This window comes from Streptomyces sp. HUAS TT7 (genome assembly GCF_051550175.1).
Lineage (GTDB): Bacteria > Actinomycetota > Actinomycetes > Streptomycetales > Streptomycetaceae > Streptomyces.
Genome location: NZ_CP196175.1, coordinates 1,817,063 through 1,838,137 on the forward strand (window position 1 = coordinate 1,817,063; position 21,075 = coordinate 1,838,137).

Annotated in this window: 20 protein-coding genes and 1 pseudogene; 8 read left to right on the forward strand and 13 right to left on the reverse strand. The window is 72.4% G+C overall.

The window, feature by feature from the left end; all coding sequences use genetic code 11:
• Positions 1 to 23: 23 nt before the first annotated feature.
• Positions 24 to 773 (reverse strand): GntR family transcriptional regulator, encoded by a 750-nt coding sequence (locus ACSHXC_RS08030; RefSeq protein WP_438296480.1) that lies wholly within the window; start codon positions 771 to 773, stop codon positions 24 to 26.
• A gap of 124 nt (positions 774 to 897) precedes the next feature.
• On the opposite strand from ACSHXC_RS08030, the gene ACSHXC_RS08035 reads away from it, so the two are divergent.
• Positions 898 to 1,899: a Gfo/Idh/MocA family protein gene (locus tag ACSHXC_RS08035; protein ID WP_438290898.1), complete on the forward strand. Its 1,002-nt coding sequence runs from the start codon at positions 898 to 900 to the stop codon at positions 1,897 to 1,899.
• A 1-nt stretch (position 1,900) separates the two neighbouring features.
• Here the strand turns inward: ACSHXC_RS08035 and ACSHXC_RS08040 are convergent, their stop codons facing one another.
• Both ACSHXC_RS08040 and ACSHXC_RS08045 read right to left on the reverse strand, forming a co-directional pair.
• Positions 1,901 to 3,103: a cytochrome P450 family protein gene (locus tag ACSHXC_RS08040; protein WP_438290899.1), complete on the reverse strand. Its 1,203-nt coding sequence runs from the start codon at positions 3,101 to 3,103 to the stop codon at positions 1,901 to 1,903.
• 11 nt (positions 3,104 to 3,114) lie between these two features.
• The gene (locus ACSHXC_RS08045) at positions 3,115 to 3,543 is read right to left on the reverse strand and encodes a PaaI family thioesterase (RefSeq protein WP_438290900.1); all 429 of its coding nucleotides are present in this window, start codon (positions 3,541 to 3,543) and stop codon (positions 3,115 to 3,117) included.
• Between the two features lie 90 nt (positions 3,544 to 3,633).
• Here ACSHXC_RS08045 and ACSHXC_RS08050 point away from each other — a divergent pair, with 90 nt between their 5' ends.
• Positions 3,634 to 4,407, forward strand: coding sequence for a hypothetical protein (locus tag ACSHXC_RS08050; protein ID WP_438290901.1), 774 nt, complete (start codon positions 3,634 to 3,636; stop codon positions 4,405 to 4,407).
• 21 nt (positions 4,408 to 4,428) lie between these two features.
• On the opposite strand, the gene ACSHXC_RS08055 is transcribed toward ACSHXC_RS08050, so the two are convergent.
• Genes ACSHXC_RS08055 through ACSHXC_RS08065 form a run of 3 tightly spaced genes read right to left on the reverse strand, consistent with a single transcriptional unit; the run spans position 4,429 to position 7,542 of the window.
• On the reverse strand, positions 4,429 to 5,619 hold the full coding sequence (locus ACSHXC_RS08055; RefSeq protein ID WP_438290902.1) for a cytochrome P450 family protein: 1,191 nt from the start codon (positions 5,617 to 5,619) through the stop codon (positions 4,429 to 4,431).
• Between the two features lie 25 nt (positions 5,620 to 5,644).
• Positions 5,645 to 6,322: a response regulator transcription factor gene (locus ACSHXC_RS08060; RefSeq protein ID WP_438290903.1), complete on the reverse strand. Its 678-nt coding sequence runs from the start codon at positions 6,320 to 6,322 to the stop codon at positions 5,645 to 5,647.
• Positions 6,319 to 7,542: a sensor histidine kinase gene (locus ACSHXC_RS08065; protein WP_438290904.1), complete on the reverse strand. Its 1,224-nt coding sequence runs from the start codon at positions 7,540 to 7,542 to the stop codon at positions 6,319 to 6,321. Before ACSHXC_RS08065 ends, ACSHXC_RS08060 begins: the two co-directional genes overlap by 4 nt.
• A gap of 147 nt (positions 7,543 to 7,689) precedes the next feature.
• Between ACSHXC_RS08065 and ACSHXC_RS08070 the strand changes: the two genes are divergently transcribed.
• Positions 7,690 to 7,896, forward strand: a complete 207-nt coding sequence (locus ACSHXC_RS08070; protein WP_438290906.1) for a hypothetical protein — start codon at positions 7,690 to 7,692, stop codon at positions 7,894 to 7,896.
• Here the strand turns inward: ACSHXC_RS08070 and ACSHXC_RS08075 are convergent, their stop codons facing one another.
• Positions 7,897 to 8,811 carry a DMT family transporter gene (locus tag ACSHXC_RS08075; RefSeq protein ID WP_438296481.1) on the reverse strand — a complete coding sequence of 305 codons (915 nt, stop codon included), beginning with the start codon at positions 8,809 to 8,811 and terminating at the stop codon, positions 7,897 to 7,899.
• A gap of 197 nt (positions 8,812 to 9,008) precedes the next feature.
• Positions 9,009 to 9,257, reverse strand: a pseudogene (locus ACSHXC_RS08080) (AIM24 family protein); the annotation flags it as partial.
• A 115-nt stretch (positions 9,258 to 9,372) separates the two neighbouring features.
• On the opposite strand from ACSHXC_RS08080, the gene ACSHXC_RS08085 reads away from it, so the two are divergent.
• Positions 9,373 to 10,113: an SDR family NAD(P)-dependent oxidoreductase gene (locus ACSHXC_RS08085; protein ID WP_438290907.1), complete on the forward strand. Its 741-nt coding sequence runs from the start codon at positions 9,373 to 9,375 to the stop codon at positions 10,111 to 10,113.
• A 203-nt stretch (positions 10,114 to 10,316) separates the two neighbouring features.
• On the opposite strand, the gene alc is transcribed toward ACSHXC_RS08085, so the two are convergent.
• Positions 10,317 to 11,432: an allantoicase gene (gene alc, locus ACSHXC_RS08090; protein WP_438290908.1), complete on the reverse strand. Its 1,116-nt coding sequence runs from the start codon at positions 11,430 to 11,432 to the stop codon at positions 10,317 to 10,319.
• A gap of 4 nt (positions 11,433 to 11,436) precedes the next feature.
• Complete coding sequence (allB, locus tag ACSHXC_RS08095; protein ID WP_438290909.1) at positions 11,437 to 12,774, reverse strand: allantoinase AllB; 1,338 nt, start codon at positions 12,772 to 12,774, stop codon at positions 11,437 to 11,439.
• A gap of 327 nt (positions 12,775 to 13,101) precedes the next feature.
• Between allB and ACSHXC_RS08100 the strand changes: the two genes are divergently transcribed.
• Positions 13,102 to 13,905, forward strand: a complete 804-nt coding sequence (locus ACSHXC_RS08100) for an IclR family transcriptional regulator (RefSeq protein WP_438290910.1) — start codon at positions 13,102 to 13,104, stop codon at positions 13,903 to 13,905.
• A 51-nt stretch (positions 13,906 to 13,956) separates the two neighbouring features.
• Here the strand turns inward: ACSHXC_RS08100 and ACSHXC_RS08105 are convergent, their stop codons facing one another.
• The 3 genes from ACSHXC_RS08105 to ACSHXC_RS08115 all read right to left on the reverse strand — a co-directional run bounded on the left by ACSHXC_RS08105 (position 13,957) and on the right by ACSHXC_RS08115 (position 17,506).
• Positions 13,957 to 15,606 carry an alkaline phosphatase family protein gene (locus ACSHXC_RS08105; protein WP_438290911.1) on the reverse strand — a complete coding sequence of 550 codons (1,650 nt, stop codon included), beginning with the start codon at positions 15,604 to 15,606 and terminating at the stop codon, positions 13,957 to 13,959.
• 164 nt (positions 15,607 to 15,770) lie between these two features.
• Positions 15,771 to 16,466 (reverse strand): ABC transporter ATP-binding protein, encoded by a 696-nt coding sequence (locus ACSHXC_RS08110; RefSeq protein WP_438290912.1) that lies wholly within the window; start codon positions 16,464 to 16,466, stop codon positions 15,771 to 15,773.
• Positions 16,463 to 17,506 (reverse strand): ABC transporter permease, encoded by a 1,044-nt coding sequence (locus tag ACSHXC_RS08115; protein WP_438290913.1) that lies wholly within the window; start codon positions 17,504 to 17,506, stop codon positions 16,463 to 16,465. The genes ACSHXC_RS08110 and ACSHXC_RS08115 overlap by 4 nt, the downstream gene beginning before the upstream one ends.
• A 133-nt stretch (positions 17,507 to 17,639) precedes the next feature.
• Between ACSHXC_RS08115 and ACSHXC_RS08120 the strand changes: the two genes are divergently transcribed.
• The 3 genes from ACSHXC_RS08120 (at position 17,640) to ACSHXC_RS08130 (ending at position 20,966) form a co-directional block, all read left to right on the forward strand.
• Positions 17,640 to 18,824 (forward strand): sensor histidine kinase, encoded by a 1,185-nt coding sequence (locus ACSHXC_RS08120; RefSeq protein ID WP_438290914.1) that lies wholly within the window; start codon positions 17,640 to 17,642, stop codon positions 18,822 to 18,824.
• The gene (locus ACSHXC_RS08125) at positions 18,821 to 19,462 is read left to right on the forward strand and encodes a response regulator (RefSeq protein ID WP_438290915.1); all 642 of its coding nucleotides are present in this window, start codon (positions 18,821 to 18,823) and stop codon (positions 19,460 to 19,462) included. Before ACSHXC_RS08120 ends, ACSHXC_RS08125 begins: the two co-directional genes overlap by 4 nt.
• 223 nt (positions 19,463 to 19,685) lie before the next feature.
• On the forward strand, positions 19,686 to 20,966 hold the full coding sequence (locus ACSHXC_RS08130; protein WP_438290916.1) for an RNA-guided endonuclease InsQ/TnpB family protein: 1,281 nt from the start codon (positions 19,686 to 19,688) through the stop codon (positions 20,964 to 20,966).
• Positions 20,967 to 21,075 lie beyond the last annotated feature (109 nt).

Consider the following 21,075-nt stretch of genomic DNA (forward strand, 5'->3'; position numbering starts at 1 on the left):
CACTCCGGGGCCGCCCGCGCCCCTCATGGGCGTACGAGCAGCTGGAACTCGAAGGAGTAGCGCGAGGCCCGGTAGATGTGCGAGCCGAACTCGACGGCCCGGCCGGTGTCGTCGAAGGTGGTGCGCTCCATGGTGAGCAGCGGCGCGCCCTCGGTCTCGGTGAGGAGCTCGGCCTCCTGCGCGGTGGCCGCCCGCGCCCCCACCGTCTGACGCGCGCTGTGCAGCGTGATGCCCGCCCCCCGCATCAGCCGGTACAGGCCGGTGCCCTCCAGGTACTCCGTGTCCAGCGGGAGCAGCCCGGTCGGCAGGTGGTTGCGCAGCCGCGCCATGGGCTCGCCGTGCGCGTACCGCAGCCGCTCCACCAGGTGTACGTCGCTGCCCTCGGGCACCCCGAGGGCAGCGGCGACCTCGGCGGTGGCCGGCTCGAAGGTGTTGCGGAGGACGGTGGTGGCGGGCTTCTGGCCGGCCGCCTCCAGGTCGTCGTACAGGCTGCTCAGTTCGAGCGGGCGCTTGACCTGGCTGTGCACGACCTGGGTGCCCACCCCCCGGCGGCGGACCAGGAGGCCCTTGTCGACCAGGGCCTGGATGGCCTGGCGGACCGTGGGGCGGGACAGGCCGAGCCGGCCCGCCAGATCGATCTCGTTGCCGAGGAGGCTGCCGGGCGTGAGGGTGCCCTTCTCGATGGCCGCCTCCAGCTGCTGCGAGAGCTGGAAGTAGAGCGGGACCGGGCTGGTGCGGTCCACGCTGAGCTGGAGCGGCTTGGGGAAGTCCATCGCTGGTCTGGGCTGCTTGGGCACGGAGCGAGCGTAATGCGCCGGGATGTTGACGGGAAGTCGTGAAGTTCGATTGTCAGGACAAACTCTTGACAGGACGAGCCTCCACGGCCACGGTGTGCCCATGCGTATCGGACTGATCGGAACGGGACGGATCGGCTCTTTCCACGCGGGAGTCCTCGCCCGGCATCCCGGGGTCGAGCACCTGGTGGTCGCGGACACCGACGCCGCGCGGGCCGCCGAGGTCGCCGCGCTGACCGGCGCGACGGCCGCGGCCACCGTGGCGGAGGCGTTCTCGGGGGTCGATGCGGTGGTGATCGCCTCGGCGACCTCCGCGCACGCCGGGCTCATCACGGCCGCCGCGCACGCCCAACTGCCCGCCTTCTGCGAGAAACCGGTCGCCCTGGACGTGCCGGGGACGCTGGAGGCCCTCCGCGCGGTCGAGTCGGCGGGCACCGAGCTCCAGCTCGGCTTCATGCGCCGCTTCGACGCGGGCTACCGCAACGCCCGGGACCTCGTGCGCTCGGGGCGGCTCGGCCGGCTGCACACCGTGCGGGCCGTCACCTCCGACCCGGCACCGCCGCCCGCCGCCTACCTGCCGCTCTCGGGCGGGCTCTACCGCGACTGCCTGGTCCACGACTTCGACATCGTGCGCTGGGTGACCGGCCGCGAGGTCACCGAGGTGTACGCGATGGGCTCGGACGCGGGACCCGCGATGTTCCGCGCGGCCGGTGACGTGGACACGGCGGCCGTCGTCCTCACCCTGGACGACGGCACGCTGGCGACGGCGACGGCCGCCCGCTGCAACGGCGCGGGGTACGACGTACGGCTCGAACTGGCCGGAGAACAGGACCAGTTCGCGGTCGGCCTGGACGACCGCACCCCGCTGACCTCCGCCGAACCGCACGGCCCCGGCCGCCCCGACAAGCCGTGGCCCGGCTTCCTGGAACGCTTCGCCCCCGCCTACGAGGCCGAACTGGACGCCTTCGTCCGGCTCGTACGGGGCGAGGCGCCGAACCCCTGCGACGGCCGCGACGCCCTGCACGCGCTGCGCATCGCGGAGGCCTGCGAGGTGTCGCGCCGGGAGCGGCGGGTGGTACGGGTGGCGGAGATCCCGGCGGGGTGAGCTACCACCTGACCGGCAGCGCCTCCGGGCCCCGCACCAGCATCCCCGTACGCCACTGGATCGCCGCCGGATGGATGTCCAGGGTCAGGTCCGGGCAGCGGTCCAGCAGCGTGCGGACCGCGATGCGGGCCTCCAGGCGGGCCAGCGGGGCGCCCAGGCAGTAGTGGATGCCGTGGCCGAAGGCGACGTGGCCGCGGGCGTCGCGGCGGATGTCGAAGCGGTGCGGGTCCTCGAAGCGCGCCGGGTCGCGGTTGGCGTCGGCCATGGCGACGAGGACCAGCTGGCCGCCGCCGGGGATGAGGGTGCCGCCGATCTCGACGGGATCCTTGGTGAAGCGGTACGTCGGCGTCTCGACGGGCCCGTCGTAGCGCAGCATCTCCTCGACCGCGTTGTCGATGAGCCCGTCGAAGTCGGCCCGCAGAGCGGCCAGTTGCTCGGGGTGGGACAGCAGGGCGAGCATGCCGTTGGAGATGAGGTTGACGGTGGTCTCATGGCCCGCGACCAGCAGCAGCCAGGCCATGCCGAGGAGTTCGGGGCCGGACAGGTGGTCGCCGTCCTCGTCGTCGGCGGCCTGGATCAGCGCGCTGATCAGGTCGTCGCCGGGATCGGCGCGCTTCTCGTCGAGCAGGCGCCTCAGGTACTCGTCGATCGCCTTCGCGGCGGCGAGCCGGTCTTCGAGGGCAGGCGCCGAGATGGAGATGTTGGACCACTGGCGGAAGGTTTCCCGGTCGAGCGTGGGCACGCCGATCAGCTCGCAGATGACCGTGATCGGCAGCGGGAAGGACAGCGCCTCGACGAGGTCGGCCCTGCGGTCCGGGGCGGCCAGCATCGCGTCGACGAAGCCGTCCGTCATCTCCTGGACGCGCGGGGCGAGTTCATCGACCCGGCGGGGCGTGAAGTGCCGCGTCACCAGCTTGCGCAGCCGGGTGTGGGCGGGCGCGTCGGAGCTCAGCATGGTGGGCGCGGGCGAGACCGTCTGCACGCCGAGGCCGGGTGCGGCCCTGCGCCACTCCTTGGAGAGCCGGTCGTCGGCGAGCGCGGCCCGCCCGGCCTCGTACCCGACGACGAGCCAGGCGTCGGCTCCCTCGGGCATCCGGATGCGGTGCACGGGGCCCTGCGCCCGCAGCCCCGCGTACACCGGGTAGGGGTCGCGGGTGAAGTCCTCGCCCAGTGCGGCGAGATCGACTATGACATCGCTGGTCAACGCGTGTCCCTTCAGGACGGTCCGGTGGATACGGCGGACAGTACGGTGCCCTGGGCAACCGCGCACAGCTTTTCCCTGCCGTCGCCATCGAGGGCGAACAGGTCGCAGCGGACCGTGGCCTGGCGGCGTCCGCCGTGCACCACCGTGGCTCGGGCGATCAGGCTGCGGCCGGTGGCCGGACGCACGTACTGGATGGAGAAGCCGCTCGTGAGGACGGCGGAGCCGAGCGCGGTGCCGGCCGCGAAGGTGAGGGCGTTGTCGGCCGCGTAGGCCAGGACTCCGCCGTGCACGAAGCCGTTCTGCTGGAGGAGTTCCTCGCGGATGTCCAGCTCCAGGACCGCACCGCCGTCTCCGAACGCGGTGATCCGCGCGTCGAGGAGCCGGCTGAACGGCTGGCTCGCCAGCGCCCCGCGGGCCGATTCGAGATCGAGTTCCCCCATGCCACGCACCTCTCGTCGAGCGATCGGCCACACCCTAACTCTCCAGTAGCTTATGAGGCTTCTACCCTGGTCGGAGCGAGGGAGGCAAGGGTGCTGAGGCGTTGGTGGTTCTTGGACGGGCTGCGCCCCGCCGTGCCCGCGCAACGGCCCGGGGAGCTGTCGAAGGAACAGCAGCAGCTGGTCCTCGACGAGTGGGCGACGGCTCGCGAACGGCTCGACCGGCTGGTGTCGGCGCGGGTGACGGCGGTGGGTGACGTGCTGCGGACGGCCGAACTGCCGCTGCCCTCACATCGGTTGGCGGCACACTCCGGGTCCGATCCACGGGCCGAGGGCGACTGCGCCTGGGCCTTCGACGCGTTCCAGGCCGCGGGCAAGCTGCTCGACGAGGCATCCGATCTGCCGGACCTCGCGGCCGCGGCGGTGCTCGCCGACCGCGCGCTCGAACGGTTCGCCGCGGTCCACGCCCGGGCGGCCGGGCAGCCGGTGCCCAAGGCCGCCCAGCGCTGCTTCTACAACCCGCTGCACACGGCGGCCGAGGACGCCCACTCCCCCGTACGCAAACAGCACCGCAAGGAGGCGCGGCGCCGCACCGGTCCGCGCGAGGCGGCGGCCGACCGGCGCCCGGCCTGCCCGTCCTGCCGCCGCGCGATCCTGGCCGGCCAGACGCCGGACGTCCTGCCCGCGCTCGTTCCGGTGAAGCTGTCGCGGCTGCGGACGGCCAGGGTGCTCGTGCCGTACTACTCGGTGCCGCAGCAGTGGTCGCTGTGGTCGGTCTGCGCCTGCGGGGCGTACGGGGACGAGTGGCCCTCGCTCGTGCTGCGCGGCGAGCACCGCAAGCGGGCGGCGGCCGCACGCAAGGCGTGAGTCACCCGTGCACCGTGTGCGTCACCAGCGCACGGGCAGGTGGCGTACGCCCCTGATGAGCATGCCCGGCAACCACTCCAACTGAGCGGTGTGCGTTGCCAGTTGGAGGTCCGGGGCGCGTTCCAGGAGGGCGCGGACCGCGATCCGGCCTTCCATGCGGGCGAGCGGGGCACCGAGGCAGAAGTGGATGCCGTGGCCGAACGCGAGGTGGCCCTGCGGGGCGCGGCGGATGTCGAAGCGGTCCGGGTCCGCGTGGCGCAGCGGGTCGCGGCCGGCCGAGGCGAGGGAGACCAGGACGGGCGCGCCCGCCGGGATGAGGGCGTCGCCGACCAGGACCGGCTCCTTGGTGAAGCGATAGGTGGCGGTCTCGACCGGGCCCTCGTAGCGCAGGATCTCCTCGATGGCGCCGTCGATGAGCCCGTCGAGGTCGGCACGCAGGGCGGCGAGCTGGGCGGGGTGGGCGAGCAAGGTGCGCACACCGTTGGAGATCAGGTTGACGGTCGTCTCGTGGCCCGCGACGAGCAGCAGGAAGGCCATGCCGATGAGCTCTTCCGGGGACAGCTGGTCGCCGTCTTCTTCGTCACGTGTGCGGATCAGGGCACTCAACAGGTCGTCGCCGGGGCGCGTGCGGCGCTTGTCCTCGATCAGGCCGATGAGGTACTCGCCCATCTCGCGCACGGAGGTGTTCTTGCCGTCGTTCACGGTGGGCGCGACGGCCTCGTTGGACAGCACCCGGAAGGCCTCCTGGTCCAGGTCCGGCACGCCGAGGAGCTCGCAGATCACCGTCATGGGAAGCGGGAAGGCGAGCGAGTCGACCAGGTCGGCGGTGCGGCCGGGAGCAGCCAGCATGGTGTCGAGGAGGCTGTCGGTGATCTCCTGGACGCGCGGCCGGAGCGCCTCGATGCGGCGCGGCGTGAACTCCCGCGCCACCAGTTTGCGCAGCCGGGTGTGCTGCGGCGGGTCGGTCTCCAGCATGTTGGCGCTGACCGGCAGTTCGCCGTACTCCCAGTCGTCGTTGCTCCGCCAGTCCTTGGACAGGCGGGGGTCGGCGAGCGCGGCCCGTCCCTCCTCGTGCCCGACGATCAGCCACACCTCGCCGCCCTCGGGGGTGCGGACGAGATGGGCGGGACCCTCGGCCCGCAGCTTGGTGTAGACCGGATGGGGGTCGGCGGTGAACTCCTCGCCGTACTCCCCCAGATCGATGACAGTCATGGCCCCGCCCTCCGCTCGGTTCGTCTCAGCCTACGTCGCCCTCCGCATCGTCGAGCAGCCCTGCGTCGTGCACCAACAGGGCGATCTGGACCCGGTTGTTGAGGTCGAGCTTGGCCAGGACGCGGGAGACGTGGGTCTTCACGGTGGGCACGCTCAGATACAGGCGGGCGGAGATCTCGGCGTTGGAGAAGCCCCGGCCGACGGCGACGGCGACCTCGCGTTCACGGTCGGCGAGCAGCGCGATGCGCGCGCGGGCCCGGGCCGCCCGGTCGCCGGGTGGCGCGGTCGACACCTGGGTCATCAACTGCCGCATGACAGCCGGGGACAGGACGGGATCGCCCTTCGCGACCTGGCGTACGGCGGCGACGATCTCGGCGGGCGGGGTGTCCTTGAGGACGAATCCGGCGGCTCCGGCCCGTAGCGCCCGCAGCACCTGTTCGTCGGCGTGGAAGGTGGTCAGGACGATCACCTCGGGCGCGTCGGGGCGGGCGCGCAGCGTCTCGGTGGCGGTGAGCCCGTCGACATGGGGCATGCGGATGTCCATGAGGACGACGTCCGGGCGCAGTTCCCGGGCCAGTCGGTCGACCCCGGAGCCGTCGGCCGCCTCGCCGACGATCTCGATGTCCTCGGCGCCGCCGAGCATGAAGGCGAGTCCGGCGCGGACCAGGGGGTCGTCGTCGACGACGAGCAGGCGGATGGTCATGAGGGCCACGGTAGCCAGGCGACGACCGAGAACCCTCCGTCGGGCCCGCGCCCGTGGTCGAGCCGGCCGCCGGCCAGGGTGGCTCGTTCGGTGAGGCCGATGAGCCCCTGCCCCGACCCGGGGACCTCGGGCACCGGTCCCGGGGGCGCGGGGTTGCGCACCTCGACGGTGAGTCCCTCGCCGGGGCGGCCGGTCACGGTGACGGTGACCTCGGCGCCGGGCGCGTGTTTTCGGGCGTTGGTGAGGGCCTCCTGGGCGATGCGGTACGCGTTGCGCCCGGTGGCGGCCGGGACGCCCGCCGCGTCCGGGATGCGGCTGTCCAGGGCGACCTTCATCCCGGCCTCGCGGGATTCGGCGACGAGTGCGTCGAGAGTGGCGAGCGTCGGCTGGGGGCGGTCGTCGGCGCCCTCGCCGGGGCTGCGCAGGACCCCGATGATCTGCCGCAGGTCCTGGAGCGCCTCGTGTGCGCTGTCCCGGATGACGCCGGCGGCCCGGGCGACCTGGGCGGACGGTGCGTCGGGCCGGAATTCGAGGGCGCCCGCGTGCACGGAGAGCAGGGTGAGCCGGTGGGCGAGCACGTCGTGCATCTCGCGGGCGATGGCCTCGCGGGCGAGCCGCTGCGCGTTCTCGGCCCGCAGCGCCGCCTCGGCCTCGGCACGGGCGGCCCGTTCGCGCAGCGCGAGGACGAGCTGGCGCCGGGAGCGTACGAGCATGCCCCAGCCGGTGACCAGGAGGATCAGGACGGTACCCACGACGGCGTTGGTGAGGAAGCTGGTGGTCGGGTCGGGGCGGACCACCGGCTGGAGCAGCGAGCTCGCCATGGCGAGGCTGCCCACCACCAGCACGGCGGGCTTGAACGGCCGGTGCACGGCGAGGCTGAACAGGGCGACCAGGAAGCCGCCCGAGGCGACCGGCGCGAAGACCGACACCACGGTGAGCACCGCCGCGAGCCCCACCGGCCAGCGCCGCCGCAGCCACACCGCGCAGCAGGCCGCGGCGCCGACCAGCTGGTCGAGGAGCAGGAGGGTGTCGGAGTAGCCGGGCGTCTTGTCCAGGGTGTCGGCCGTGAGCATGCCGATGAGGGCGGCGGCGAGAAAGGCGCAGATGTCGACGACCCAGTCGCGTACGGTGCGCCGCGGCCGGGCCCGGTCGCCGGGCAGCTCGGGGTCGGCCACCGCCGAGGGCAGCAGCCAGCGGAACTCGGGTCCGGCTCGTGTCATGTCGACAAAGTTACGCAGCCCGGCGGGCTCGCGGCGTGATGCGGGCGCGGGACGCTACCAAAGTCGTACGGGCGGAGACTTTGGGCGCGGGGGCGGTGTCCCGATGGCCGACGCGGTGGCGCGGCCGGCCCGCGCAGGCTCGGGGGCATGAGGAAGTTTCTGGAGGTCGCCGGGTTCCTGCTGCTGCTCCAGGGCGTCGGTGGCCTGGTACACGAGTGGACCGGGTGGTTCAGCCTGTGGACGCTGGTGCACCACCCCGATGCGCTTGAGGGTCACGAGGTGTTCGCGAGCATTGTGCTGGCGGTGGCGGGCGTGGCGGTGCTGATCGCGTCGGAGCGGGCCGCGAAGAAGTAGTCAGGCCGCGGCCCGGCGGCCCCAGCCGGTGCCCGCGAGGACCAGGATTCCGCCCAACAGGCCGAGTGCGCCCAGGCGTTCGCCGCCGAGCGCGATGCCGGCGGCCGCGGCCCACAGCGGTTCGGTGCCGAGCAGCAGGCTGACGCGGGACGGGGAGGTACGGCGGACCGCCCACATCTGCACGAAGAACGCGAACAGCGTGCAGAACACGGACAGGAACAGCAGGCCGCTCCACTCGCGTACGCCGAAGCCCGAGGCCACCGTCCAGGGCGCGTCCCCCGTGCCGGGCGCGGCGGCCAGGACCGCGAACACCGCGACGGCGCCGCCCAGTTGGACGGTGGTCAGGGACAGCGAGTCGGCGTCCTGGACCGCCTTGACGCGGGCCATGAACAGGACGTGCGCGGTACGGGCGAGGGCCGCGAGCAGCATCAGCAGGTCGCCGGCCGAGGGCGCGGTGAAGCCGCCGCCCTGGGTCAGCAGGACGACGCCCGCCACCGAGAGGGCGGCCGCCGCGAGGAAGGCGCGCGGCGGGCGGACCCTCGTGACGGCGGCCTCCGCGAGCGGGGTGAAGATCATGGTGAGGCTGATGATGAGCCCGGCGTTGGTGGCCGAGGTGTGCACGACGCCGTACGTCTCCAGGAGGAAGATCCCGCTGAGGACGAGGCCGAGCAGGCCCGCGCCGCGCCACTGGGCGGCGGTCAGCGCCCGCAGACCGCGCCATCCGGCGGCCACCAGGACCGGCACGACGAGCCCGAAGCGCAGCACCAGGACGGCGGTCACGGTGTGGGCGGTGGTGATGTCCTTGGCCGCGAGGTAACTGGCGCCCCAGACGACGGCCACCAGCAGGACCGGCAGGTCGGTGAGCCAGGCGCGACGCGGGGCGAGGCCTGCGGAGGGAACGGCGATCGACGACACGGGCCCGGTCTCCAGACGGTGCGGGGGTGTGGAGACGTCGGCGGCTCTCACGGGGAACGATCACCGTACCCGTGCATGATCGACCCGGGAAGGGCGGTTTCGGACACCGGCTCTCACTCGTCGATGAGGTCGAAACTCCCGTACTGGGGACGGCCGGTGGGGCGGTAGCTGTTGACCGAGACGCCGGTGGGGGTGGTGCGGGTGTCGGCGAGTTCGAGGGCGCGCATCTCGCCGGGCAGCACGCCCGCGAAGCCGACCGTGCCCTCGCCGCCGGTGGAGGTGAAGTACTGGAAGGCGAGCGATTCGCCGGCGAGTGCGCGCTGGCCGACCTGCATCGCGGTGCCCATGGCCTGGCGCAGCATGCCTCCCATGCCTCCGCCGCCCTGGCCGGCCTGGTCGCGGCCGCCCGGGTCGGGGCCGGAAAGACGGGTCTCCAGTGGCAGGTTCCGCTGCTGGGGACTCGGTGTCCGAAGGCCGCCAGCGCAGAGGTCCCGCGAGGGCTTTGCTTGAACCCGCAACCACAGCAGGGATCAACGGAACCCTTGAGAAAAGGACCTCATCATGAACGCGCTCAACGGCAAGAAGGCCCTGGTCACGGGTGGCAGCCGGGGCATCGGGGCCGCCACCGCGCTGCGGCTCGCCGAGCAGGGTGCCGATGTCGCCATCACCTACGTCCAGGGCGAGGAGGCGGCCCGCGAGGTCGTCGCGAAGATCGAGGCGATGGGCCGGCGCGGGCTCGCCCTGCGCGCGGATCTCGGCCGGTCGGCGGATGCGGCCGACGCCGTCGAGCGGGCGGCCGAGGCCTTCGGCGGCCTCGACGTCCTGGTCAACAACGCGGGCGTGGGCGTGCTCGCCCCGCTCGACCAGCTCAGCCTCGCCGATGTCGACCGGGTGCTCGCGGTGAACGTACGCGGTGTCTTCCTCGCCTCCCAGGCCGCGGCGGCCCGCCTGCCGCGCGGCGGCCGGATCATCACGATCGGCTCGTGCCTGGCCCAGCGGGTGCCGGGTCCCGGCGGAACGCTGTACGGGACCAGCAAGGCCGCGCTCATCGGCCTCACCAAGGCGCTGGCGCGGGAGCTCGGGGGTCGCGGGATCAACGCCACGGTCATCCACCCGGGTCCCATCGACACCGACATGAACCCGGCGGACGGACCGACGGCGGCGGATCAGGCCGCGATGACCTCGCTCGGGCGGTACGGGACCGCCGACGAGGTCGCCTCGATGGTGGCGTACCTCGCAGGTGACGGCGCGGCGTATGTGACGGGCACGGAGCTGTCGGTGGACGGCGGCTACGCGGCCTGAGCGGTCCTGGGAGAAATACGCCGGGCAGTACGAGCCCCGAAGCGACCAGCCCTCCACCGGCCCGCGGATGAAGCACTCCGAGTCCCGCGGAGCGCGGAGCGCGTACGCACAAGAACGCGAGGCACCCCGGTGCTGTCGGGTCGGGGTGCCTCGCGGCTGCGGGCGGGTGTCGTGCCGCCCTGTTCTTGGGGGAACCGGCCGGGTCAGCCGCCCAGTTCCTGGTGGCGGGCGGCGAGCCGCGCCGAACCCTCGGCCGTCAGGGAGCCGAAGAGGCGCAGGCGCGAGATGCCGCCGTCGGGGAAGATGTCGATCCGCACATGGGTGCCCACGGCGGGGGCGTCCAGGACGAAGCGGTGGTTGGTGTCGGGCTGCAGGCGCGTGCGGGGCAGCACCTCGGCCCACTCGCCCGACTCTCCGTCGCGGACCGAGAGCGCCGCCCAGCCCGCCGAGTTGCCCTTCAGGTACGCCGTGTCGATCTCGATCGCGCGGATCTCCGACTGGGCCGCCAGCTGGTAGCGGATCCAGTCGTTGCCCTTGTCGCGGCGGCGCCGGGTCTCCCAGCCGTCGTCCATCTTGCGGGAGCGGCCCGGCTGGATGGTATTGGTGGCGGGCGAGTAGAAGCGGTCCGAGGCGTCCTCGACCTGGCCGCCGTTCTCCAGGGCCGCGAGGTCGAAGGTGCCGAGGGTGGCCAGCCAGCGCGGGTCGGGGGCGACCTCGCCGTACACACGCAGGCGGGCCACGCCGCCGTCGGGGTGCTGGTTGAGGCGCAGGTGGGTGAAGCGCTGCTCGACGTCCACCGCGAAGCCGTTGGCCGCGTGGCCGCCAACTGCCGTACAGGGCACGAGAGTTACCCACTTCACGTCGGGGGCGAGGAGCTCCTCGGGCGACGGGGAGCCTGCCACCGAGGTGGCCTCGACCGAGACGGCCTGCGGGTAGTTGCCGCGGAAGTGGGCGGTGTCGACGACGATGCCGCGGATCACGCCGGGCGCGCCGAGGCGGATGAGCGCCCAGTCGTGGTCCTCGTCGGTGGGGTGCGGCTGCGCGGCCGAGACGCCGCGGCGGCGCCGGGTCTCCCAGCCGTCCATGATCTTGCCCTTGTGCCCGAAGTGCTCGGGGTCGAACTCGGCGGCCTCGGGCTTGAGCAGGTTCTCGCGCTCGGCGAAGAACTCGTCGTTGGCGGCGATCACGCCCGCGCCGAGGCGCCGGTCGGCGAGGTCGGCGTACTGGGTGAAGCCGAAGTCCGCGGTGCGGTAGTCGGCGTACGGGTCGCCGCCGCCGAAGGGGCTGGCGTCACCGGTGAAGGAGGGAAGGGTGCTCACGGTGTCAGTTGTTCCTTTCGAGCAGGCGGCCGGTGGGCTCGGCGATGACGCCGTCGTGCTGGATGCGCTCGCCGCGCAGCCAGGTCGACTTGACGACACCGTGCAGCGTCTTGCCGGCGTAGGCGGTGACGCGGTTGCGGTGCTGGAGTGCGGCCGGGTCCACGGTGAAGGTCTCGTCGGGGGCGAGCACCGCGAAGTCGGCGTCGCGGCCGGCCTCGATGGCGCCCTTCTGGGTCAGCCCGACCAGGTTCGCGGTCGCGGTCGACATCCAGCGGACCACGTCCTCCAGGGTGTAGCCGCGCTTGCGGGCCTCGGTCCAGACCGCGGGGAGGCTGAGCTGGAGACCGGAGATGCCGCCCCAGGCGGTGGCGAAGTCGGCGGTCTTGAGGTCCGCGGTGGAGGGCGAGTGGTCGGTGACGATGCAGTCGATGGTGCCGTCGGCCAGCGCGTCCCAGAGCAGGTCGCGGTTGGCGTCCTCGCGGATCGGCGGGCAGCACTTGAACTCGCTCGCCCCGTCCGGGACTTCCTCGGCGGTGAGCGTGAGGTAGTGCGGGCAGGTCTCGACGGTGAGCTTGACGCCCTCGCGCTTGGCGGCGGCGATCAGGGGCAGCGCGTCCGAGGACGACAGGTGCAGGACGTGGACGCGGGCGCCGACGCGCTTGGCCGCGTTGATCAGGCCCTCGATCGCGGTGTTCTCCGAGACGCGCGGCCGGGTCGCCAGGTAGTCGGCGTACTTGGGGCCGGTCAGGTGCGGGGCGGCATCGAGCTCGTGCGGGTCCTCGGCGTGGATGATCATCAGGCCGTCGAAGCCCGCGATCTCGGCGAGCGAGCGCTCCAGCTGCTTCTGGTCGAGCTCGGGGAACTCCTCGACGCCGGAGGGCGACAGGAACGCCTTGAAGCCGAAGACGCCGGCCTCGTGCAGGGGCCCCAGGTCCTTGACGTTGTCGGGGAGCGCGCCGCCCCAGAAGCCGGTGTCGATGTGCGCCTTGCTCGCGGCGACCTCCCGCTTGACCCGCAGGTTCTCGACCGTGGTGGTCGGCGGCAGCGAGTTGAGCGGCATGTCGACGAGGGTGGTGATGCCTCCGGCGGCGGCCGCGCGGGTGGCCGTCCAGAAGCCCTCCCACTCGGTGCGGCCGGGGTCGTTCACATGCACATGGGTGTCGACGATGCCGGGCAGCAGCACGTCGTCACCGAAGTCCTCCAGGCGCGCGCCGGCCGGGACCTCGGCCTCGTACGGCAGTACGTCCGCGATCTTCCCGTCGGCGACGGCGACCGTCGCCGGGCGCGTCCCCTCGGGGGTGATGACGCGCGTCGAGCGCAGTACCAGGTTGACGTCGGACACCCGAGCCCCTCACTTCCCAGCGGATTCTTCCGTACACCGGTTTTCCGTACACCGGAATTCAACGATCTGTTGAAGGAGTTTGCGCCGCCGCCGACGAAGCCGTCAAGAGTGGCCGACGAGTGACGGCCGACACGGACGCGAGCCTTGGAGGTTTCCACAGAATGGAATTACAATTTCGCCAAGCAGAATGTAGGTATCGCCACGGGGCGCCGCGAACGAACGGACAAACCCGCTCTGACCGGCAAGGACACCTGACCTGTCCAGGGTAGGCCGGACAACCGCCCGATAGTCTGCTCCTTCGCCTGCCAGTACCGAAAGGAACGCGCCGTGCCGACGTCAAGCGCCAGCACCACCGACGCCTCCAAGCCCTCCGCCGCCAGCGGAGGAGTCCAGTCTCTTGAGCGCGCCTTCGATCTCCTTGAGCGGATGGCCGACGCCGGGGGCGAGGTCGGCCTCAGCGAGCTCTCCGCGAGCAGCGGCCTTCCCCTTCCGACCATCCACCGCCTGATGCGCACGCTGGTGGCCTGCGGCTACGTACGCCAGCAGGCCAACCGGCGCTATGCGCTCGGCCCCCGCCTGATCCGCCTCGGCGAGTCGGCCTCCCGGCTGCTCGGGACCTGGGCCCGGCCCTATCTGACGCGCCTGGTCGAGGAGACCGGCGAGACCGCGAACATGGCGCTGCTCGACGGCGACGAGATCGTGTACGTGGCCCAGGTGCCCTCCAAGCACTCGATGCGGATGTTCACCGAGGTCGGCCGCCGCGTGCTTCCGCACTCCACGGGCGTGGGCAAGGCGCTGCTCGCGCACACCCCGCCCGACGAGGTCCGCGCGCTGCTCGCCCGTACCGGCATGCCGGCCGCGACGGAGAAGACGATCACCACGGCGGACGGTTTCCTCGACGCCCTGGAGCAGGTGCGCCGCGCCGGGTACGCGGTGGACGACAACGAGCAGGAAATAGGGGTGCGCTGCCTCGCGGTGTCGGTGCCCAACTCCCCCACCGCGGCGGCCATTTCGATCTCGGGCCCGGCCGGCCGGGTCACCGAGGCGGCCACGGACCGGATCGTCCCGATCCTCCAGGGCATCGCGCAGGAGCTCTCGACGGCGCTGGCGAACACGGGCGCTCAGGCCTGAGCCGCCCCCGGTGGGCCCCCTGTCGACTGCGGCAGGGGGCCCACCGGCGTTTCAGCGCACGGGCAGCACCCGGGTGTGCTCGCGCCGTACGGCCTCCAGGTCCTGCGGGTCCAGGCCGAGCAGGGCCAGGATGGTGGGCGCGATCTGCGTGGTGCGGACGCGGCTTTGCTCGCGGACCCCGGCCGGGGTGCCCGCGCCGGAGACGACCAGCGGGACGTCCAGGTCGTCGGCGTTCGCGCCGCCGTGCTCGGCGATCTTCTTGGTGCCGCCGGTGTAGACGACGCCGTTCCGGGCGATGCCGAAGACGTCGGGGACGCGGGAGTCACCGATCGGCACGCCGAAGTAGCGGGCCGCTTCCCTGCCCGCGTACGCCTTGGCCAGGCCGCTCGCGGTGAAGGCCTTCGGCTTGGCGTCGATGTCGGTGCCGGTGCCGTGCTGGGCCAGCAGGTAGGCCTTGGCGAAGTCGGCGGCGGCCTGGGAGCGGTCGGTGAGCCACAGCATCACACCGTCGTCGTCCGCGGAGTGCGCGACGAGGTCGCCCGCGCCCGGGTGGGCCTTCTTCCAGGCCGCGTTGAGTCCGGCGAGCAGCGGCGCGTCGTCGATACGGGTCAGCGCTGCCGGGTCGGTCGGGGACTGGCCGTGCTTGGCGGACAGGACGATCGTCGTGCTCGTGTCGAGGTGGCGGGCCTTGAGCTCGGCGACCAGCGAGCCGAGCTCGGAGTCGACGAAGCCGATGCTCTTCTCGACCAGCGGCCCGGGCACGCCCTTGGCCACGTAGCCGCCCTTGAGGCCGTCGGAGGCGGGCAGCTTCTGCGCGGTCGACACGGACTGGAAGTTCAGGCCGAAGACCGCCGGGGTGCCGGTGCGGTGGCCGCGGCTGTGGTCGTAGCCGTCGATCTCGTTGCGGACGGCCAGGACCTTGTAGTGGTCGTACTGCTGGGTGGCCTTGTTGTCCTTGGTCCAGTCGGTGCCCTTGGGGTAGCCGATGGCGTCGGAGTTGATCTCGGGCGTGAACAGGTCCTGGATGCCGCTGCCCGAGGGCCCGTCGAGGATGTCGTACGCGGCGTGCTTGTCCGACCAGGCCGTACGCAGCCCGGCCCGGCGGGCCACGTCGAAGACGGTGTTGACGCGCAGGTAGGAGTGCGGGGCGAGTGGCTTGCAGGTCTTCGGGTCGACGGGCAGCGCGGCCGGGTTGAGCAGGGCGGCGGGGTGGCCCGTCATGTTCAGGATGCTGCCGGGCAGTCCGGTCAGGCCCTGGCCGGCGTCGAGGGCCGACTTGTCCTTGTCGAGGTCCTCGGTGAGGTCGACTTCCGCACCCGGCTTGGCTTTCTCGCAGTCGGTGGTGCCGGCCGGGAGCAGGGTGCGGTCGTAGGAGTCGTCGTAGTAGACCCCGGTGGTGCCCGGGCCGCCGCCGGTGACCTGTGCGGTCATGCCGGGGAACGAGTCGGAGGGCGTGGTGGTGCTGGCGTGCGTGTACTGCACGCCGCCGTGCGCGAGCCGGGCCAGCGCGGAGCGCGGGTGCTCGGCGGTGTACCGGTCGAGGTCGGCCTGGTGCAGTCCGTCCACGGAGATGAGCAGGACGTGCTGGGCGGCGGCCCGGTGCGGGCGCGCCGGGGTCGCGGCGGCGTGCAGCGCGGCCGTTCCGGCGAGCGCGCCGGCGGCGCCGAACGTGGCGGCAAGCCGGAGGAGCGGGCGGTTCACAGGTATCCCCTGACGTTGGTGGAACCGGGGTTGGGGGGTGCGCGCTCATGAGTAGTGGCGCCCTGTGTACCGCCGTGGCCGGGGAGGTGAACCTCCGGCGCACGGGCGGTATGGAGCAGCCCATGCGCCGGCCAATGTTGTGCCGCGCCGTGGATCCCGGGCGCTCAGCCCGCCACCGCGCTCGCCGCGCTCAGGCGCCCGTCGGCCATGGTCACCACGGCGTCCATCCGCTCCAGGTGGGCGCGGTCGTGGGTGACCAGGACGGTGGCCGTGCCGCGGTCGCGGGTGAGGGTGAGCAGGAGGTCGAGTATCGCGGCGCCCCGCTCGTGGTCGAGGGCGCTGGTGGGCTCGTCGACCAGGAGCACGGCGGGGTCGTTCATGAGGGCGCGGGCGATGTTGACGCGCTGGCGCTGGCCGCCGGAGAGCTGGTGCGGGCGGCGGTGGGCCTGGTCGGCGAGGCCGACGGCGGCCAGGAGTTCCAGGGCGCGCCCGCGCACCTCGCGCGGCCCGCGGCCCGCGAGGTGGGCCATCACCTGGAGCTGCTCGGCGGCCGTGAGCGAGGGCAGCAGATTGGGCTGCTGGAAGACGATGCCGATGGAGTCGCGGCGCAGCGCCGCCTTCTCGGCGGGGCCGAGCGCGCCGGTGTCGGTCCCGGCCACGACGACGCGTCCGCTGTCCGGGGTGACCAGGGTCGCGGCGACCGCGAGCAGGCTGGACTTGCCGGATCCGGACGGCCCGACGCAGGCCGTCACCGCGCCCGCGCCGACCGAGAGCGACACCGCGTCGAGGGCGGTGAGACGTCCCTCGCCGTCGGGGTAGGTCAACGTGATGTCGTCGAGGAGCAGGGTCGAGGCAGTCATCGGGCACTCCCGAGCGCGGTCAGCGGGTCGACGGCGGTGATGCGCCGGATGGACAGGGCGGCGCCGATCACACCGAGGACGATCAGGACGGCGGCAGGCGTGAGCGTCGTGGTGGGGTCGAGCACGAACGGCACGGCGCCGCCCACGAGCCCCCCGGCGAGCGAGGCGAGCCCGGTGCCGACGAGCGTGCCGACCGTCAGCATCACGACCGCCTGGCCGAGCGCGTCCTTGAGGAGGTAGGGCGTCGAGGCCCCGAGCGCCTTCAGTACGGCGATGTCGCCGCTGCGCTGGATCGTCCACACGGTGAAGAACGCGCCGACGACCAGCGCCGAGATGACGAAGAGGAAGCCGCGCATCAGCTGGAGCGAGCCGTTCTCGGCCTTGTACGAAGGCAGCGCCGAGAGCGCCTCGGAGAGCGTCAGGCTCTTGGTTCCGAGCTCTTTGTCGGTGGCCGCGAGGTCCGCGCCGCCGTCGAGGGTGAGCGCGACGACCGTGGCGGGCGCGTCGTCGGCGAGCGCCGTCCAGGCGACGGGGGTGTGGCTGTAGGAGTCCTCGCCCGCCACCGCAGACACGGTCAGCCGCTTGCCGCCCAGCGTCACGGTGTCGCCCGCCTTCGCGGCCAGGTCCTTGGCGGCGCCGTGGGAGAGGACTACGGATCCGGCGCGCACCGCGGCCGGGGCGAGGTCCGAGCCGGGTGGCACCGCGAACGAGGACACCGCGGCCGTGCGGGCGCCCGCCTTCGCGTTCAGCGTGGAGACGCCGATGGGCTGGGCCTCCCGCACGCCCGGCGCTTGGCGCCACTTGTGCCAACTACCGCTCGGCACAACGGAGTTGGTGAACGACACCGACTGCCCGGACGGCGGTGCGGCGAAGGCGAGCCGGTCGGCTGGCAGGGCGCTGACGGCCGAGGTGTTGTCCCTGGCCAGCCCGGCCGTGAGCCCGGAAAGCAGCCCCACCAGCAGGGTGATGAGCACCACGACCGTACCCATCAGCGCGAACCGGCCCTTGGCGAACCGGAGGTCTCTCCATGCGACGAACATGGGGCCAAGCCTTCCGTCCCGAGCCCCCCGCCACATCGCACCCGGGCATGTGTCCCCGTATCGAAGGATGCATCCGCACATCAAACTTTCGGTTGACCGGGGCCGCCCGCCTCACCCGTACGCTGGAAGGCCTATGGATTCCGCACGCCCCCACACCCCCGTCGCCGCCCTGCTGCGCCTGTGTCTGCACGCGCTGCTCGGCGGGCTGCTCACGCTCGCCGCGGTACGGTCCTTCGGCGACGGCGCGCCGCACGCGGGGGCCGTCGTGGCGGCGGTCGTCCTGATGGCCGCGGTGTACGCGGCGGGCGTCGCGCTGCCCGCCGTGCGGCCCGGGACGCCGGCGGCCGCGGTGTGGCTCGGGGCGCTCGGCGCGTCCTGGCTGGCACTGCTCGCCCTGTCCCCCGAGGCGCTGTGGGCCGCCTTCCCGCTCTACTTCCTGCTGCTCCACCTGCTGCCGCTGCGCTGGGCGCTGCCCGCCGTGCTCGCGACGGCGGGCGCGGCCATCGCCGGTTTCGTGCTGCACGGGCAGCAGGTCACGCCGGGCGCCTTCATAGGGCCGCTGCTGGGGGCGGCGGTCGCCGTCGCGACCGTGCTCGGGTACGACGCGCTGTACCGCGAGAGCGAGCGGCGCCGCGAGCTGATCGACGAGCTGGTGGCGACGCGGGCCGAGCTCGCCCAGGCCGAGCGCACGGCCGGCACGCTTGCCGAGCGGGAGCGTCTGGCCCGCGAGATCCACGACACGCTCGCCCAGGGCCTCTCCTCGATCCAGCTGCTCCTTCGCGCGGCCGAGCGCGCGCTGCCCGCCGGCGACCCGGCCCGCGAACATGTCGAGCAGGCCCGGCAGGCGGCCCAGGACAACCTGGCCGAGGCCCGCCGCTTCGTGAAGGCGCTGACCCCGCCGGACCTGGAGCACGGCTCGCTGTCCGGCGCCCTGGAGCGGCTGTGCGCGGCGGCGCCGGGCCCCGCCGTGCAGTTCGGCGTGAGCGGCACCCCGGTCGAGCTGCCGACGCCGTACGAGGTGGCGCTGCTGCGCATCGCGCAGTCGGCGCTCGCCAACACCGTGCAGCACGCGGGCGCCGGACGCGCCGAGATCACGCTCAGCTTCATGGACACCTCGGTGGCCCTGGACGTCGTCGACGACGGGCGCGGGTTCGACCCGGCGAAGCGGCGGCCGACGGAGGAGACCGGCGGCTTCGGCCTCCCGGCCATGCGCTCGCGCGCCAAGTCGCTCGGCGGCACGCTGAGCGTGGAGTCGGCGCCGGGCCAGGGCACGGCCGTCGCGATCACTCTGCCGCTGCCCGTGGCGGGTGCCCGGTGAACGCGGCGCCCATCCGGCTGCTGCTTGCCGACGACCACCCCATCGTGCGGGCCGGGCTGCGCGCGGTCCTCGACACCGAGCCGGACTTCGCGGTGGCCGGGGAGGCCGCCACCGCCGAGCGCGCGGTGGAGCTCGCGTCGTCCGATGCGTACGACGTCGTCCTGATGGACCTCCAGTTCGGGGCCGGGATGCACGGCGCCGAGGCGACCGCGAAGATCACGGCGCGGCCGGGCGCCCCGCGCGTCCTGGTGCTCACGACGTACGACACCGACGCGGACATCCTCGCGGCGGTGGAGGCGGGCGCGGCGGGCTATCTGCTCAAAGACGCCCCGCCCGAGGAGCTCGCGGCGGCGGTGCGCACCGCGGCCTCGGGCCAGTCGGCGCTCGCCCCGGCCGTGGCGCACCGGCTGATGGACCGGATGCGCACACCCGCCGAGGCGCTGACCCGGCGCGAGCTGGAGGTGCTGCAGCTGGTCGGCGACGGGCTCTCCAACCAGCAGATCAGCAAGCAGCTGTTCCTCAGCCAGGCCACCGTCAAGTCCCATCTCGTCCATATCTACGCCAAGTTGGGAGTGGACTCGCGCACGGCGGCGGTCGCCGCCGCGAGCGCGCGCCGTCTGATCCGCCAGCCGGGCTGAATGCTCCCGTCCCTCGCGGTTACCTCCTGCAAGGCTGGGTCCTTCCGCCCCCTGCCGCATGATCTCTTCGGTGTGGGCCAGCGTGGCGTGGTGAAAGCCTTCCGCCTGTACCTGGTGACGAAAGCCAAGTGAACGTGCAGGTTGTGGACAACATGGCGACCGGTTCAGACATCGAGATTAGGGTTACAGCGCGGCGACATAGACCATTGCTAGGTTCTCGATTGTGAGTCAAGACACCTTGTTCAAGCGGCAGTTCGGGCACCGTGCCCGGCTTGCGCTGTCGCCTGCCGGGGTGTTGAAGACCGATGAGCAGGCGCATGCGGCCCGCACTGTGTGGAACCTGCTGCACGCCTGGTGGCAGATGATGCCGAAGGGAAAACGGACTCTCGCGAACGCGGACGCCGCGATCCGCCAGGCCCACGAGGACATCGACTTTCTCGCTGTCCTGCCCGCGCAGGCCGCGCAAGCGGTGCTCAAGACGTACTTCCAGGCGTGGAAGAACTGCTGGGACGGCCGCGCCGACGCTCCGAACTTCAAGAGCCGCATCCGCACGGTGATGTCCGTGGACGTCCCGCAGGGCCGGGACCTGAACATCGTCCGCGTGCACCGCCGCTGGGGCATGGTCAACATTCCCAAGGTGGGCCGGGTCCGGTTCCGGTGGACCAAGGACCTGCCTGTGGGTAAGCGGGCCAATGCCGAGAACCGGATCACCGGGGCCCGGCTGGTCAAGGACGCGCTCGGCTGGCACATCGCCTTCCGTGTCCAGACTTTGGAGGCCAAACCCGAACCCCACCAAGGGCCGGACGTCGGCATCGACGTGGGCATCAAGGTACCCATCGCCCTCTCGGACGGTGAGACGTACGAGCACGTCGAGTGGCTGACCGACAAGGAAAAAGCCAAGCTCCTGCACTTGGAGCAGCGCGCCGCGCGGCGTCAGCGCCACCGCAAACCCGGCGAGCGCATCAGCCGCCGACTGCACCACACCTACGACCAGATCGCAGGACTCCGCGCGAAAGCCAAGCGCCGAACCCTGGACTGGCAGCATCAGACGACCACCGCCATCGCCCGCACCTACGGCACGGTCGTGGTCGAAGCACTCACCGTCACGAACATGGTCAAGTCCGCCAAGGGAACGGTCGAAGAGCCGGGAAGGGACGTCGCCCAGAAATCCGGGCTGAACCGCTCCATCAGCGGGGAAGCATGGGGCCGCACGGTCATCATGCTGACGTACAGGACCGCACGGCACGGCGGCATCCTGCACAAGGTCCCGGCCCCCAATACGTCCCGGCGATGCTCCGCGTGCGGCTTCATCACGCCCGGGAGCCGGGAGTCCCAGGCCGTGTTCGTGTGCAAGAACCCGGACTGCGGCTGGTCGGGCAGCGCCGACTGGAACGCGGCCCGGAACGTGTTGCATCTGTACCGGATGGGCCTTGCGCTCATCCCGGCTGTCGGGAGGGCAGTCGTCAGGCGCGTGAAACGCGTCAAGCCCGCTACCGCAAGGTAAGCAGGAATCTCCCGGCTTCAGCCGGGAGAGCACTTCAAGGCAAGTCCGACCAGGTGTACAACACCCTCGCCACCAGCTACCAGGGCAGCGGGACCTGGACGCACAGCTA